Source organism: Sporosarcina obsidiansis, from assembly GCF_009651005.1.
Lineage (GTDB): Bacteria > Bacillota > Bacilli > Bacillales_A > Planococcaceae > Sporosarcina > Sporosarcina obsidiansis.
Genome location: NZ_WHVW01000019.1, coordinates 54664 through 68483, shown reverse-complemented (window position 1 = coordinate 68483; position 13820 = coordinate 54664). Strand labels below are relative to the sequence as shown.

General features: G+C 41.8%; 18 protein-coding genes. 3 read left to right on the top strand and 15 right to left on the bottom strand.

Going from position 1 to position 13820, the window contains the following annotated elements; translation table 11 throughout:
* Positions 1-106: 106 nt before the first annotated feature.
* Positions 107-1114 carry a DNA polymerase III subunit delta gene (gene holA, locus GD002_RS14170; RefSeq protein WP_153733021.1) on the bottom strand — a complete coding sequence of 336 codons (1008 nt, stop codon included), beginning with the start codon at positions 1112-1114 and terminating at the stop codon, positions 107-109.
* A 116-nt stretch (positions 1115-1230) separates the two neighbouring features.
* Between holA and GD002_RS14165 the strand changes: the two genes are divergently transcribed.
* Positions 1231-1398: a hypothetical protein gene (locus GD002_RS14165; protein WP_153733020.1), complete on the top strand. Its 168-nt coding sequence runs from the start codon at positions 1231-1233 to the stop codon at positions 1396-1398.
* Between the two features lie 255 nt (positions 1399-1653).
* Complete coding sequence (locus GD002_RS14160; protein WP_153733019.1) at positions 1654-1788, top strand: YqzM family protein; 135 nt, start codon at positions 1654-1656, stop codon at positions 1786-1788.
* Positions 1789-1852: 64 nt separating this feature from the next.
* Here GD002_RS14160 and GD002_RS14155 read toward each other — a convergent pair whose 3' ends face one another.
* The 11 genes from GD002_RS14155 to GD002_RS14105 all read right to left on the bottom strand — a co-directional run bounded on the left by GD002_RS14155 (position 1853) and on the right by GD002_RS14105 (position 10429).
* Positions 1853-4096 (bottom strand): DNA internalization-related competence protein ComEC/Rec2, encoded by a 2244-nt coding sequence (locus tag GD002_RS14155; RefSeq protein WP_194841617.1) that lies wholly within the window; start codon positions 4094-4096, stop codon positions 1853-1855.
* A gap of 38 nt (positions 4097-4134) precedes the next feature.
* Positions 4135-4698, bottom strand: coding sequence for a ComE operon protein 2 (locus tag GD002_RS14150; protein WP_153733017.1), 564 nt, complete (start codon positions 4696-4698; stop codon positions 4135-4137).
* A 13-nt stretch (positions 4699-4711) separates the two neighbouring features.
* Complete coding sequence (locus GD002_RS14145; protein ID WP_153733016.1) at positions 4712-5329, bottom strand: helix-hairpin-helix domain-containing protein; 618 nt, start codon at positions 5327-5329, stop codon at positions 4712-4714.
* A gap of 108 nt (positions 5330-5437) precedes the next feature.
* A complete protein-coding gene (locus tag GD002_RS14140; protein ID WP_153733015.1) occupies positions 5438-6178 on the bottom strand; it encodes a class I SAM-dependent DNA methyltransferase in 741 nt (246 codons plus the stop codon).
* Positions 6175-6519 carry a ribosome silencing factor gene (gene rsfS, locus GD002_RS14135; RefSeq protein WP_153733014.1) on the bottom strand — a complete coding sequence of 115 codons (345 nt, stop codon included), beginning with the start codon at positions 6517-6519 and terminating at the stop codon, positions 6175-6177. The genes GD002_RS14140 and rsfS overlap by 4 nt, the downstream gene beginning before the upstream one ends.
* Before the next feature lie 3 nt (positions 6520-6522).
* Positions 6523-7095, bottom strand: a complete 573-nt coding sequence (yqeK, locus tag GD002_RS14130) for a bis(5'-nucleosyl)-tetraphosphatase (symmetrical) YqeK (RefSeq protein ID WP_153733013.1) — start codon at positions 7093-7095, stop codon at positions 6523-6525.
* A complete protein-coding gene (locus tag GD002_RS14125) occupies positions 7070-7654 on the bottom strand; it encodes a nicotinate-nucleotide adenylyltransferase (protein WP_153733012.1) in 585 nt (194 codons plus the stop codon). The genes yqeK and GD002_RS14125 overlap by 26 nt, the downstream gene beginning before the upstream one ends.
* 10 nt (positions 7655-7664) lie before the next feature.
* Positions 7665-7955 carry a ribosome assembly RNA-binding protein YhbY gene (yhbY, locus tag GD002_RS14120; protein ID WP_153733011.1) on the bottom strand — a complete coding sequence of 97 codons (291 nt, stop codon included), beginning with the start codon at positions 7953-7955 and terminating at the stop codon, positions 7665-7667.
* A 2-nt stretch (positions 7956-7957) separates the two neighbouring features.
* Entirely contained in the window at positions 7958-8785 is an 828-nt protein-coding gene (gene aroE / locus GD002_RS14115) for a shikimate dehydrogenase (protein ID WP_153733010.1), read from the bottom strand.
* Positions 8786-8810: 25 nt separating this feature from the next.
* A complete protein-coding gene (yqeH, locus tag GD002_RS14110; protein WP_153733009.1) occupies positions 8811-9911 on the bottom strand; it encodes a ribosome biogenesis GTPase YqeH in 1101 nt (366 codons plus the stop codon).
* 2 nt (positions 9912-9913) lie between these two features.
* Positions 9914-10429, bottom strand: coding sequence for a YqeG family HAD IIIA-type phosphatase (locus tag GD002_RS14105; RefSeq protein WP_153733008.1), 516 nt, complete (start codon positions 10427-10429; stop codon positions 9914-9916).
* Positions 10430-10594: 165 nt separating this feature from the next.
* On the opposite strand from GD002_RS14105, the gene sigK reads away from it, so the two are divergent.
* Positions 10595-11293, top strand: a complete 699-nt coding sequence (gene sigK, locus GD002_RS14100; protein WP_153733007.1) for an RNA polymerase sporulation sigma factor SigK — start codon at positions 10595-10597, stop codon at positions 11291-11293.
* A gap of 476 nt (positions 11294-11769) precedes the next feature.
* On the opposite strand, the gene mtnN is transcribed toward sigK, so the two are convergent.
* From mtnN to greA, 3 genes are all read right to left on the bottom strand, one after another.
* Entirely contained in the window at positions 11770-12462 is a 693-nt protein-coding gene (gene mtnN / locus GD002_RS14095; protein WP_153733006.1) for a 5'-methylthioadenosine/S-adenosylhomocysteine nucleosidase, read from the bottom strand.
* A gap of 55 nt (positions 12463-12517) precedes the next feature.
* A complete protein-coding gene (locus GD002_RS14090) occupies positions 12518-13195 on the bottom strand; it encodes a YrrS family protein (RefSeq protein ID WP_153733005.1) in 678 nt (225 codons plus the stop codon).
* Positions 13196-13318: 123 nt separating this feature from the next.
* On the bottom strand, positions 13319-13795 hold the full coding sequence (greA, locus tag GD002_RS14085) for a transcription elongation factor GreA (protein ID WP_153733004.1): 477 nt from the start codon (positions 13793-13795) through the stop codon (positions 13319-13321).
* Positions 13796-13820: the final 25 nt, after the last annotated feature.

Sequence of the window (13820 nt, the reverse complement as noted above, 5' to 3'; positions counted from 1 at the left end):
TCTCTGATTTTAGTACCGAAATGACAAAAGGGTTGGAAATCGTTACGATTTCCAACCCTTTTGTCTACAGTCTGAGACTGCCTTATACAAGGCAGTCTTTTTTTATTCATAGACCGTTTAATAAAAATAATTCTAATCTACGCTGGCGGTTACCGCTCATCGTCTTCAATTGTAGATCAATGGATGCAAGGTCATTCAGAGCCCTTAGTAAAATAGGCAACGCTGGAAGACTTCGCTGCATCACTAGTTTGACACGATATGGATGAATGTGGAGCGTCGTAGCAATTTGCTGTTGTTGATAACCTTTTTTTCGAAGGCTCGAAACCTGGATCATTAATCGTATTTGACCCGCGATCAAAGACGTTAGCATAATAGGCTCTTCTCCATTGCGGAGTAAATCATGATAAACCGATACCGACTCACCTTTCTTGCCGTTGATAAACAAATCTGTAAGTCGGAACACATCCATTTCAGGTGTTCGCGCTACTAGCTGTTCGATCATATCAGTCGTCACGTTCCCTTGGTACGCTAAATAAGCAGCAAGTTTCTCAATTTCAGTCGCTAATGTTAGTAGATCCGATCCAGCCATCTCTATAAGGAAATTGGCTTCTTTCGTATCTATAGAAATACCTTTACTTTTCCCTTGCTGCATAATCCAAGTTGTCAAATCTTGACCTTGCAACGTTATGGCTTCGACGACCACCGCATGCTGTTTGATTTTTTTCGTGATCTTTTTTCGTGAATCCAATTTTTCATAAGGAGCAACAAAAACAACAGTTGCAGTCGGCGAAGGATTCTCTAACCAATTTTCCAACAACTCCAATTGGTGAGGTTGTTTTTCTTTCGAGTTATCTGTAGCTTTCAAGAATGCACAATTTTTAGCAATAATAAGCTTATGTTCCACGAGAAAGGGTAACTCATCGGCTACTTCTAATACCGCTTGAATCGGTATTTCTTCCAAATCAAAGCGATTTACTTCGGAGGATGTCATCCCTGGCACTGCTCGGATTAACTTCTTGATCGTTTCATCAATTAGATGCTGTTCTGTTCCAGTTAGCAAATAAATTGACTTGAGTCCGCCTTTTTCAATTTCATTCCATATTTTCGACACCATACTATTCACCTCAAACAATCCCAGCTCATTCGTTTGTCCTCAATCGAAAACCTGTGATAACTATACATGAAAATCCCGAAATTCTCCATACTAGAACAAAAAGGGAGGTTTTATTGATGAAAGAAACGAAACACAAGAACGCAGACCGGCGCGTACCAACTACAGCTAATGAAAAGGAAGAAATCTCAGTTGAGCTAGCTGAAATTGGTCACGAACAGCCAAAACAAGAACCCATGACACCGAATCACCGAGAAACTGCTGAGAAGGATAAGTACTATAGATAGGCAACTCGAAAGGATCGGTACGTAATTAGCCTTTTTAAGAGTCTACATCTCAGCTTCAAAAGTGAAAGTGACTGCTCCGTGTATCGCTTCAGGGCTAGGGAATTGCCTCCCACTGACTTCTTTTATTTCTCCTCATACTCGAATAGACTATGAACAATTTGTGTCATCCTGTGAGGACCCGCCATTAAACTGCGATTTTTATGGATTTTTCTTTCACTTTCATCTATACTTAGTATGGAATTAGGAGGTGTAGCAATGAATGAATTTGAACATGATGTACAATCCAAGCGTAATGACGCGATCGACTCAGGTATTGGCTTCGGCGTAGCGTTTATCGGTTTTTCTGCAATTTTTGTTATTGCTACGATCATCGATATCGTCGCCCGCTAATCAATAATGGATAAAGTAGACACAACCGTACATTGCGGATGTGTCTATTTGCTTTTCTACATTTTTAGCGACTGGACAAGACTTTATACGATTGTCCTGTTGTGCGAATTTCAATCGTACCTCTCTCTGCTGTAGACCAATACGGCACCCCATACATCTCAAATCGCTCAACTACTTCTGCATGTGGATGTCCGTATCTGCTATTTCTGCCAGATGAAATCACAACAAACTCAGGTTTTACAAAGCGAATAAATGGGTCTGTACTCGATGTCTTACTCCCATGGTGTCCCGCCTTCAAAATTACCCTTCCAAAATCAGTTGTCGAATATCTGTGTAAAAACCGTTGCTCTCCAGCAGCCTCTAAATCTCCCGGAAACAAAAACGTTAACTCTCCCACTGTCATTCCTACTACTAGCGAGCTATCATTTCCGTCGTACACTCTCTCTTCAGGTGCAACATATTGGAAAACATGAGTATCTACCTTCCAATGCACCCCTTCTCCAACAAGACGAACAGGGATCTTCTGATGTTGTGCTAAGTGCAATACCTCGTCCATCGTCTCCTCCTGTTCACTCCCAGGTGGAATATGAATTTCCTTTACTCGCACTTCTTCTAAAACTTCATCCGCTCCCTCCATATGATCAAGATCCGCGTGTGTAATAATCAGTTTGTCAATCTTCGTAATCCCTTTTGCCTTTAAATAAGGAACTACAATATTTCTCCCTACCTCAAATGGCTGTTCAGGTGTTTTCCAGTTTTTGTCCCCAAATCGGACCACTCCCCCTGTATCTATCACATAAACTGCTTTTCTATAAGGCATTTCTATAATCGTGCTATCGCCTTGTCCAACATCTACATACGAAACGATGCTCTCCCGATGCAACGTAGGCTTAATTTCCATATATACAGCAGGCATCAACAGACATATTAAACCGAACACGATCGCTTTCTTTCTTTCCAGACAGACTAAAAAAATCAAAATGCCGATGATAGCCAAAGTTACGCTAACTCCATCAGGGCGTCCAGGCGTCCACATTTGATACGGCAAAGAAGCCAACCACGTAGTCAGACTACCAATCAGTTGTCGGACCGGCTCGTACAAGCTGAATAGTACTCCTGCTAAGGGAGGCAAGAGATAACTACAGGCTAGTAACAATAAATTTGCAGGAAGGATAAATACCGAATACAGCGGCACGTAAAATAGATTGGCCACAAAAGAAGACAGTGATAATTCAAAAAAGTGATACAGTAGTACTGGATAAAGGGCAATCTGTGTGATAACGGTTACGAGAAATGAAACATATAAAGCGTTTTTTGCGGATTTGAGGATGGCAGAAGAATAAAGTAGGGAGAATGCCGCCAAATAAGATAGTTGGAAACCTGGCTGAAAGACGATATGGGGCTGTAATCCGATAAACAGAATTGCACTTAAAGCCAAGCCATCATCAAGACGCAGCCTAAGGTTACCCGTGACTGCTAGCAACATAATTATCGTTACTGTCACAGCACGCCATACAGACGGGGCTCCACCTGCAATGCAGGCATAGAGCGGTAAAAAAAATAGCAAACAATACGTCACCCATTCTTTGCGAAAGCCAAGCCGCAATAAAATCGCCCGAATGAAGAACGTCAGCAATCCCACATGCAAACCTGAAATCGCAAATAAATGGGTAATCCCAAGTGTCCGATACTCCGCTTGCAAACTCAAGTCCATTCCCGAACGGTCACCAATCAAAAGAGCTTCCGCTTCAGTGACTAGAGAGTTAGGAAAATACATTTGAATATGCTGTTTGATCTCGTAGCGGTATTGAGATAATCGTGATTGAATCGTCCACATTCGTTTACTTTCTTGAAGCTGTACCACTTCAAAAAATCCTACAGCTCCATTCATACGTAAATAGCGTTCCATGTCAAAAGCGTAACCGTGCGCTGGGGGTTCTAACTCTTTTTGCTGCACTTCCCCTGAAAATTCAAATGTTGCCAAATTAACAGTTTGAAATAACTCTTTCTCACTTTCTGATTCGAGCGTATACAGTAAATAAACGATCGTCCCATCTGTTAAACGAGCAAACCCTTTAACTTTGCTACCGTCTATTTTGACTTGATCTTTCCACTGAAAAGTAACAATAGATGAATTAGTAAGGAGAGAGGATGTTTTACTGGAGAAATAGAAAAAGGAAACACACAGGATCGCAGCGCAAAGAATCAGATGTAAATAATCTTTACGTAAAAAGTAGAAAGGAATGAGGAATAAAAAATTGAGTAATAAAAGCGAACCTGAAATTTCTGCCGCGAAGGCAGAAATCACTATAGGAATCGCTACATACATCCATCGAATAGATAGGATTAATTGCCAAATAAATGATTCACCCTTTGCTGAAGGGCATTCAGTTCTTCATCATTTGCGCCAAGTGCTTGCATTTTCATCAACATTTCACTGAACAAAGCAAATTTATCTTCACTGGCGAAGTCTATCGAGCGTTCATCAAACGGAATCTTTTCCACCGATACACCAGCTTGCGTAAATAGCTCCATAGCATATTCACTATTACGATAATCCGTTGCATAGTTCACACGAACGATCCCCGCTTGAATTAACGCTTTACTACATTGCAAACAAGGAAAATGCGTCACATAGATCGTTGCACCTGAAACAGGTATGCCATATTTGGCACATTGCAACAACGCATTCATTTCCGAATGAATCGTCCGTACACAATGATTATCCACTACATAGCAGCCATGCTCAATGCAATGATCGCCGCCAGATATCGATCCATTATAGCCGCCAGCTATAATTCGTTGATCGCGCACCAAAATAGACCCAACTGAAAGTCTAGTACATGTGCTGCGCATCGCCAGCAAATGACTTTGCGCCATAAAGAACTGGTCCCAAGTAATTCGCTCCATACGGTCGCCTCCATCAATTAAGAGTGATAAGTGATTCTAATTTTTCAAAAGTTTTATCTCCAATTCCTGACACTTGCTTAAGACCGTCCAGTTGAGAGAACACACCATGTTCTTCTCGAAACTTTACAATCGCCATCGCTTTAGACGGACCAATGCCAGGCAACGTTTGAAAGTCCATTTCATTGGCTGTATTTATATTCACCTTCGTCGTCTGGTTGCTGCCAGTAGAAGCTACTGATGATGCTGGCTGTTCATAAGTCGGAGGCTCTTCTCCCACAACCGGCACGTACACTACTGATTCATCTTGTAGCTTCTGGGCATAGTTTAGCAAACGAGTCTCAGCTTCTTCTGTATAGCCACCTGCCGCTTGGACTGCATCTAATAAACGATCTCCCTCTTGCAAGGAATAGAGACCAGGATGTTTCACAGCACCTTTTACATCTACTAATATTGACACAGTAACAACTTCAGTCACTTGCTCAACTGGTGGTTCAATTTCTTCCATCTGTAGAAGAGGATCTTTCGGTTCAAATAGGGATTGTCCACGTTCTTCGGATACTAGATCCGTTTGTTCTCGGGGAAAGAACAGAACAGAGGAAAGTACAGCGATCGCTGCAATAGGAATGATCATTTTACGCCATTTTTCGGTCATGAATGAACGAATATGTCAACGTTCCTTTCTATCAGCACCGTATGGAGTCTCCCTTACTATAACCGATTTCCCGAAACTTTGGAAGATCTATTTCCGCACTTGAAAGAATATTCTTTCACTTTCTTCTGTTGGAGGCTCATCTTCCCAATCCGCAAAAATCCGCTCAATCGTAAATCCTGCACGATCCAACATACGTGCATAGTCTGCCACAGAAAAAGAACGTTGAGTATGTACTTCGTCGAAACGTTTATAGTATCCATTTTCCTGTCTCACGAAAAAAGCCAGCTCCGAATGAATGGAATATTCCTCGTCTCCAGGAGCCGTCTGCCAAACATACGTAATGTGTCCATCATCAAAAACAAATGGTCCTTCCAAGAAAATCTCATCCATTTTGAAAAGAGAATGCACGTCAAACATCAACAGTCCACCCTTGCTAAGTGAATGATATATTCTATGAAAAGTTTCTTCCACTTCATGTTGTGACACTAAGTAATTCAAGGAATCAATCGAAATGACCGCTATATCGTAGGTCTCTTGCACTTCCAGTTGCTGCATCGGTTGTTGGATAAAGTCAATAGCTAGTCCTAGTGACGTTGCACGGCTGATGGCTACTTCTAGCATGTCGGCTGATAAGTCAACGCCGGTAACGGTGGCACCTTTTTCCGCCAACATCGTGGATAATAATCCCGTACCACAACCAATATCCAATATTTTTTTCCCCGCAACGCCTGTAGACGCCAAATCGAGTAACTCGATATAGGCGCCATACGGGATATCATTCATTAATTCATCATAAATGTATGCGAACTCCTGATAGGAAGAATTCATTGTTCATTCGCCACGTCTAATAACGGTGCGTCTCCCCAAAGTTTTTCTAGATTATAGAATCCTCGTTCTTCTTTGTGGAAAACATGAACAACGACATCTAACAAGTCAACTAATACCCAGCGCCCAGAATCGAATCCTTCCATTCGCTTTACTGTATAGCCCTCTTTTGAAGCCTGATCCGCAACTTCTCGCGCAATGGCTTGTACTTGTCGTTCAGAGTTTGCATGACAAATGATGAATTGGTCAGCAATCAATGAGATACCCTCCATATTTAATACGACAATATCTTCCGCTTTCTTGTTATCTACTGCTTGGTAAGCTAATTCCAATAAAGTTGGCATATTTCACTGTTCCTTTCTTCTGCGTACATGTTCATTATAGCAATCAAATGAATAAGGGAAAATGACTGCGTACTGATGAACAAGAAATTTTACTGTATGTTGTATACACTCGGTCATTTGATCATCCAACGATCGACCTGCAATTCGATTTCGTAATTCTTCAATCCCAGGAAACTTTCTGCCCGGCTCGATCAAATCTGCCACGTAAATCACTTTTTCTAAAGGACTCATACCAGCTCGACCCGTTGTATGGAAACGGATCGCCTGAAGTACATCCTGATCTTCAACTCCATATCGCTCTTTAGCTAATATAGCCCCGACTGGCGCATGCCATAGCTCTGAATGGTATTGTGAATAGAGTTCATACTCTTTATCTTGTTTCAGTAATTCATGCAACTCATCTTTATCCATAAACTTGGCATAATCATGAAACAGACCTGCAATTTCTGCATTTCCCACCGATACGCCTACTTCTTCCGCTAACTCCATCGCAGTCGCTGTCACACGATTCACATGCTCATAGCGTTCTTGTGGCAAGCGTTGCTGAAGATCATTTCGAACTTGTTGAAGATCCATATAATCTCTCCTCTCGAATGTATGCCTCGACAGCTGGAGGAATCAGTAATTGAACAGTTCCTCCTTCTAAAAATCGTTGACGGATCAAAGTAGAAGACAAATCGAGTTGTGGCGTTTCCACCATCTCGACTGGAAGATCAGATGTATTGACAGCCCCCGGACGTTTTACACCGATAAACTTAATGATTTTTATTAACTCATCAATTCGATACCAATTAGGCAACATATCGATCATGTCACCACCGATAATGAAATAGAATTCATGCCTCGGTTCGTCATTGACTAATTGTGTCATCGTATCGTAGGTGTAGGAAATACCGCCACGTTCCATCTCAAAAGAAGATACACTCAGTCCTTCAATGTCAGCAACCGCCAATTTCACCATACGCAATCGTTGTTCTGCAGTTGCATCCCCAGCTGCTACTTTATGTGGGGGAATAGCAGCTGGCATCAACCACACTTCTTCAAGATCACATGCGTACCGCACTTCATTGGCGATTAACAAATGCCCGATATGCGGCGGATTGAATGTTCCACCCAAAATGCCGATTCGTTTCATCTAATTCTCCTTATGGTAATTCTATACGCTTCTTCTCTTTCGATTCTCTGTACAGAACGATCGTGTTACCGATGACTTGTACCACTTCAATGCCTTTAAATGCGCCAATTCGTTCTGCTATTTCCGTCTTATCTTCTTCACAATTTTGAAGGATGCTGACTTTCAATAGTTCGCGAGCTTCTAATGCCTCATCAATTTGCGCCAAAATCGCTTCTGTTAAACCACTTTTCCCGATTTGGAATAATGGTTGCAAATGATGCGCTTCGCTGCGTAGAAATCTTTTTTGTTTACCTGTTAACATGTTTACCCGCCAACTTTCATTGTAATCGTTTCGATCATTTTTTTCGTATCAGGATAGACCCCTGTCCACTTCTCAAAAGCGAGGGCGCCCTGATGAACAAACATACCAACACCATTCATGGTAAGAGCACCTGCTTGTTTTGCTGCTCGTAAAAATTCCGTTTCTAACGGATTATAAATGATATCCGCTACGATTGAACCACTCGTTACATTTTTAGGATTAAGAGGCATTCCAGCTTGCGCAAAGTTCATCCCAACAGAAGTCGTTTGCACAACGAGTCCGAATTCATCTAGTCGTTCTTCTGCTTCTTCCACTGTAATAACATGTGCGTTTTGTATTTGAGAGGCCAGTTCTGCCGCCTTAGAAGTGGTTCGGTTGGTAAAATAAATAGGACCGTACCCTGCTGACTGCAACGCAAACGCAATCCCTCTCGCCGCACCGCCAGCACCTACTATAAGCACCTTTCGATTCGTATGTGAATCACCTGTAAACTCTTGCAAAGACTTGACAAATCCAGCCCCATCCGTATTGGCACCTATCAGTTTTCCGTTAGGGTCTCGATACACTGTGTTGACTGCATTCATAACACTTGCGGATTCGTCCACCTCATCTAAAAAAGGGATAATCGTCTGTTTATGTGGAACAGTTACATTCCATCCACTACATCCAAGTGTCCGTAGACTTTGTACAGCTTGTTCCAACTGCTGTGGTTCTACGTGAATCGGTATGTAGGTGGCATTCAATTCATTTTCATGACACCACTGATCATGCATAACAGGTGACATCGACTGTGCGATTGGGTCACCTAAAACGGCATACCATTTTTTCATTTGTAATCTCCTCTAAGAATCTCATTTAGATTAGTGAAGGTCTCACTACGACATTCACGCCTTTTGGAGCGTGTACAGCCACCTGCACATCGGCATGCTGAATGGTAATCCAGCCTAGTCCGGAAATGACAATGTCCGTCTTGGCTTGCTTGATGGAAAATTGATGACGAACGAGTGGTGGCAGCTTTTCAAGCGATGCCGGCCCTGGCGGAGAAAGCATGTCACCACGATGTTTCTCATATAGTTCATCCGCATTTTCCAGTTTCGTTCGATGAATAGGTAATCCATTTGCTGCATAGATAGTAAATGACGATCTGTCGCCTGCAATAAAGTCAAAACGAGCTAAACCACCAATAAATAATGTTTGCTCTGCATTCAACTGATAGACTTTTGGCTTCAGTTCTTTTTTAGGCGTAATGAGTTTCAAATCAGTCGCGTCTACATAATGCGCAATTTGATGTTCATTAATAATACCCGGTGTATCCATCAATGACTTTCCATCATCTAATGGAATTTCGACAACATCTAATGTCGTGCCAGGGAAGTAAGACGTCGTAATAACATCTTGTACACCCGTCGCATCTTTAATAATGCGATTGATAAAAGTAGATTTCCCTACATTTGTGCAACCTACAACATAGACATCTTTACCTTGACGAAGCGTTTCAATGGCATCCAGCGCCTCTGCCATTCCGTGGCCTTTAACCGCTGAAACTAACATGACATCTACTGGTTTCAATCCCAATTTTCCCGCTTCGGTCTTCATCCAGTTTGTGACACGATTAGGATTGATGGACTTCGGCAAAATATCTGATTTGTTACCGATCAATAAAATATCTTTTTTGCCAACAAAACGATGTAATCCATTGATCCAGCTACCATTAAAATCAAAAATATCAACGATTTTAACAATCAAACCGTCTTTTGTACCAATACCATTTAAAATCGCTAAAAAATCGTCTCCCGATAAGGACACTGGTTGTAATTCATTGTAATTCCGTAATTTAAAGCAGCGCTGGCAGATCACATCTTCCTTCTCTAAAGAGGATGGTGGTGCATAACCTTCTCCAGCTTTATCCGTTGTTTGGATCGCAATTCCACATCCAATACACTTGATCAATTCCAAATTTAGTCCTCCCACGTAATTAACCCTTTTCTTTTGAACCTAGCCATAATTCTCCGTTCGATCGCTCTGTTGAATTTCGTAATCGTCGCATCTGAACTCGCAACCGGAACGACTAATATCGTTTGTAAACCGACTCGATTCGCCCCTAAGACATCTGTCAGTAACTGATCGCCAATCATTACGATTTCATCTTTTGGCAGCCCAAGTGTAGCAATGGCTTGATGAAACGCCTTTTTTAAGGGTTTCCGAGCTTCGCATATAAACGGAATGCCCAAAGGCTCACAAAAGTGACTTACACGCTCTATATGATTATTAGAAACAATCGTAATTTGTAAACCGACATCGCGCATGGCTTTAAACCAGGCCATTATATCTTCCGTAGCGTCTGCACGATCCCATTCAACGAGTGTATTATCAAGATCGGTTATAATGCCTTTGATCCCACTCTCTACAAGATTTTCTGGCTTAATATGAAACACCGACTTGACATATTCATTCGGCAAAAAATGATTTAACACGTTATCCTCTCCGCCCCACAACAAATTCTTGTCTGATTATAACACAATTGTGTATGGTGCACGCACTCTCGCGTCTAATTTCCTTCTATCTTGTTCAGCTTTTATCGGGTGATAGAGCTCTTTGTCTTCGCATATGTTGAAGTACCAACTATCGGAGGTGATTACATGAGCGGGTTTTTCATGGCCGTCATGCAATTATGGTTAGAGATCCCCGCGTTAATCGGGTACATCAGGGGGCAAGCTTTCCTTCGTCCGCTCTCAAAAAAGGAAGAAGCAGAGTGCCTGAGACGATTAGCTGAAGGTGATGAAAGTGCACGGGATGAGTTAATTGAACACAATATGCGTCTCGTCGCACATATTGTGAAAAAGTTCCAACCGAAGCATGAATTATTGGATGACTATATTTCCATCGGTGCTATCGGGCTTATGAAAGCCATCAACAGCTTTACGCCAGATCGTAAAACGAAACTTGCCACGTATGCCGCTCGCTGTATCGAGAACGAAATTCTTATGTATTTACGAACACAAAAAAAAGTACAGAAAGATGTATCCCTCAATGAACCCATCGGCCTGGATAAAGACGGCCAATCCCTAGAAATCGCAGACCTTCTTCAAACAGATGACATCCCTCCTCAAACTACAGTAGAACAGAATGAGCAAAAAGAGCGTCTATACAAGCATTTGGGTAAGTTAGATGCCCGAGAACTTGAGGTTATTCAGCGCCGCTATGGTTTGTTAGATGACAAACCTATGACGCAAAAAGAAATTGCTGAACAACTAAATATTTCCCGTAGCTATGTTTCCCGTATTGAAAAAAGAGCGATCGTGAAATTGTACCAGTCTTTTAAACATGAATACCAATGAACACATCGTGTGTTTCACGGCTAACTGATGCCAGGGGTTCGGGTCATAAGTCAAAGTTACTGTGTGGCAAAGAGCGCCACTCCGCAACTTCGGCTTATGCCGGTCGCCCCTAGACGGCGCCTTCCGCTTTTGATTCATCTAGCTACAGGCGCCAGGGGCTCGGGTCATAAGTCAAAGTTACTGTGTGGCAAAGTACGCCACTTCGCAACTTCGGCTTATGCCGGTCGCCCCTAGACGGCGCCTTCCGCTTTTGATTGTTTATCTGATCATAAAAAGCGTTTCTGATGTGGTTGCCCGACATCGGAAACGCTTTGTTTTTTATCTGATCTCAGTCTGCTCTGACCTCACGTAAAATTATTGCTGACAATACTGCTGTTACTATAAATACACCGCCCATTAAGAACCCCATTGGTTGTCCCTCCTTTCAATGAAACTATCATATACTTTGTCTACTTATTAATTTTACCATAGACCTCTTAAAGTTTCGAGATGACACGCAAAACAATCTGTGACGAATGTTTTGCTGCGAGTGGTAAAAATTCGTCAAAACTAATCGAAGACTCTTTTCCTGCTATATCCGATAATGCACGAATGACTACAAACTTGGTATGGAATTGGTGACAAACTTGAGCCACAGCTGCCGCTTCCATCTCGACAGCGATCACTTGAGGAAATTTCTCCTTCACTTTCATGACCTTATCCGCGTCTGCCATAAATGTATCAGCTGATGCTATGGTACCAACCGCATGCTCGTATGTATCTAATTCAACGACCGCTTCTCTCGCTAAACCAATCAAATTCTCATCTGAAGGGAAAGTAGCTGGTAATTGTGGAAGCTGTCCCGGTTCATAGCCAAACGCGGTCACATCTACGTCATGATGAAGAACGTGATCAGATACAACGACCGTACCGATTTCCAAGTCAGGATGCGTACCACCTGCGGAACCCGTATTCAATACGAGATCCGGTTTGTAGTTTTGTAAAAGAATTGTTGTGGCCATCGCAGCATTTACTTTACCGATTCCACTTTTTGTTACGATTACTTGATGCTTTCCGACCTTACCTTCAATAAATTCACAATTTGCGATAGTTGTGACTTTACCAAGTCCAATCTCCCTACGCAATATTTCTACTTCTTCGTCCATTGCACCCACAATAGCTATCTTCATATGTCATGATCTCCCCTTTACAGTACATAATTCTCTACAACATGCGAATGCCATTTTATTTTGTTTCCAAAGTATTCAATACGTCCATTTTCACTGGTTTCCAGCCCTCGCTGTCTACCCATTCCAAATAGACTTTATATTTCTCCGACTTATCCAAGCTAGACACAATGCCCTCTGCTTTTTGAGGACTGCCACCATTTTGGATACGCCAGTATATTAATTGATCTTCGGATAAACCTGTGGCATAAGCTATCGCTTGTTTCTTTTCATACCAATCATCCGATTCTCCATCATATTTAGAAACATGTGTACCTGTTTGCTTCGTCCCAAGTGGCTTCCAATTAGCATCCACTACTGTTTCTTTAACAGCTTGATCAGTGGAAGGTGTAGTAGTAATAGCATCCGTTACTGACTCATCCTCTTGTACGGCTTCATTCACTATTTTCCCCTCTTCATCTGATGAAGACCCCTCCTCTTCACTCGGCTCTGTTTCTACAGCATCCTTACCAACTGGTTGTTCTCCCACTAATATCGGTTTATCGGATACTTCTTCAGTCTGTTGTGGTTCTTGCTGCTTATCATCACTTACCTCGTCTTTGTCATCTCCCAAAATAAAAGTGACTCCAACAATTAAAATAAGTACCACCACAATACCAATTAAAATATTTAACACTTTGTCTTTCTTGCTTTTTTTACGTGACATCCTGGAAAAGTTAGGTTCTCGTTCTGCCATTCATCACATCTCCTTACGTATGGCATGTACTACTGTCCATTCAGACGTTTTTACGAGTCAATTGGTTTCCCGAAATCAGATAAAGCAATACCGTCTTCTACTAGTAAGAAGACGGTACGTTTGTCATTTTATCTCGAGTATTTCAACTGACATTTCACCGCCGGGAGTTTGAATCTTCACTTTATCATCTTTCTTACGTCCCATTAATCCTTTGGCAATTGGTGAATCATTTGAAATCAACCCTTCCAAAGGATTTGCTTCAGCAGAACCAACAATTGTGTACGTCTCTTCGTCTCCATCAGGAATTTCTTTAAACGTCACCGTTCTACCTAATTGAACTTCATCTGTGTTGAGTTCATCTTCTGTAATAATGACAGCATTACGGATCATGGATTCCAAAGAAGAGATTTTCCCTTCAACAAATGCCTGATCTTCTTTCGCGGAATCATACTCAGAGTTTTCCGAAAGGTCTCCATAGCTTCGAGCAATCTTAATTCGTTCTACTACTTCTTTACGCTTTACTGTTTTTAGATATTCAAGCTCTTCTTCTAATTTTTGTTTACCTGATACAGTCATAGGAAATTTTTTTTCTGAAACCATCTAACAACACTCCTCAAATTTCTGT

Bases quoted from the DNA above. Each gene is read 5' to 3' on its own strand.
- aroE (WP_153733010.1), bottom strand. From the start codon at position 8,785: ATGAAAAAATGGTATGCCGTTTTAGGTGACCCAATCGCACAGTCGATG.
- mtnN (WP_153733006.1), bottom strand. From the start codon at position 12,462: ATGAAGATAGCTATTGTGGGTGCAATGGACGAAGAAGTAGAAATATTG.
- GD002_RS14125 (WP_153733012.1), bottom strand. From the start codon at position 7,654: ATGAAACGAATCGGCATTTTGGGTGGAACATTCAATCCGCCGCATATC.
- sigK (WP_153733007.1), top strand. From the start codon at position 10,595: ATGAGCGGGTTTTTCATGGCCGTCATGCAATTATGGTTAGAGATCCCC.
- GD002_RS14160 (WP_153733019.1), top strand. From the start codon at position 1,654: ATGAATGAATTTGAACATGATGTACAATCCAAGCGTAATGACGCGATC.
- rsfS (WP_153733014.1), bottom strand. From the start codon at position 6,519: ATGCCAACTTTATTGGAATTAGCTTACCAAGCAGTAGATAACAAGAAA.
- yqeK (WP_153733013.1), bottom strand. From the start codon at position 7,095: ATGGATCTTCAACAAGTTCGAAATGATCTTCAGCAACGCTTGCCACAA.
- GD002_RS14140 (WP_153733015.1), bottom strand. From the start codon at position 6,178: ATGAATTCTTCCTATCAGGAGTTCGCATACATTTATGATGAATTAATG.
- holA (WP_153733021.1), bottom strand. From the start codon at position 1,114: ATGGTGTCGAAAATATGGAATGAAATTGAAAAAGGCGGACTCAAGTCA.
- greA (WP_153733004.1), bottom strand. From the start codon at position 13,795: ATGGTTTCAGAAAAAAAATTTCCTATGACTGTATCAGGTAAACAAAAA.
- GD002_RS14150 (WP_153733017.1), bottom strand. From the start codon at position 4,698: ATGGAGCGAATTACTTGGGACCAGTTCTTTATGGCGCAAAGTCATTTG.
- GD002_RS14165 (WP_153733020.1), top strand. From the start codon at position 1,231: ATGAAAGAAACGAAACACAAGAACGCAGACCGGCGCGTACCAACTACA.
- GD002_RS14145 (WP_153733016.1), bottom strand. From the start codon at position 5,329: ATGATCATTCCTATTGCAGCGATCGCTGTACTTTCCTCTGTTCTGTTC.
- GD002_RS14090 (WP_153733005.1), bottom strand. From the start codon at position 13,195: ATGGCAGAACGAGAACCTAACTTTTCCAGGATGTCACGTAAAAAAAGC.
- yhbY (WP_153733011.1), bottom strand. From the start codon at position 7,955: ATGTTAACAGGTAAACAAAAAAGATTTCTACGCAGCGAAGCGCATCAT.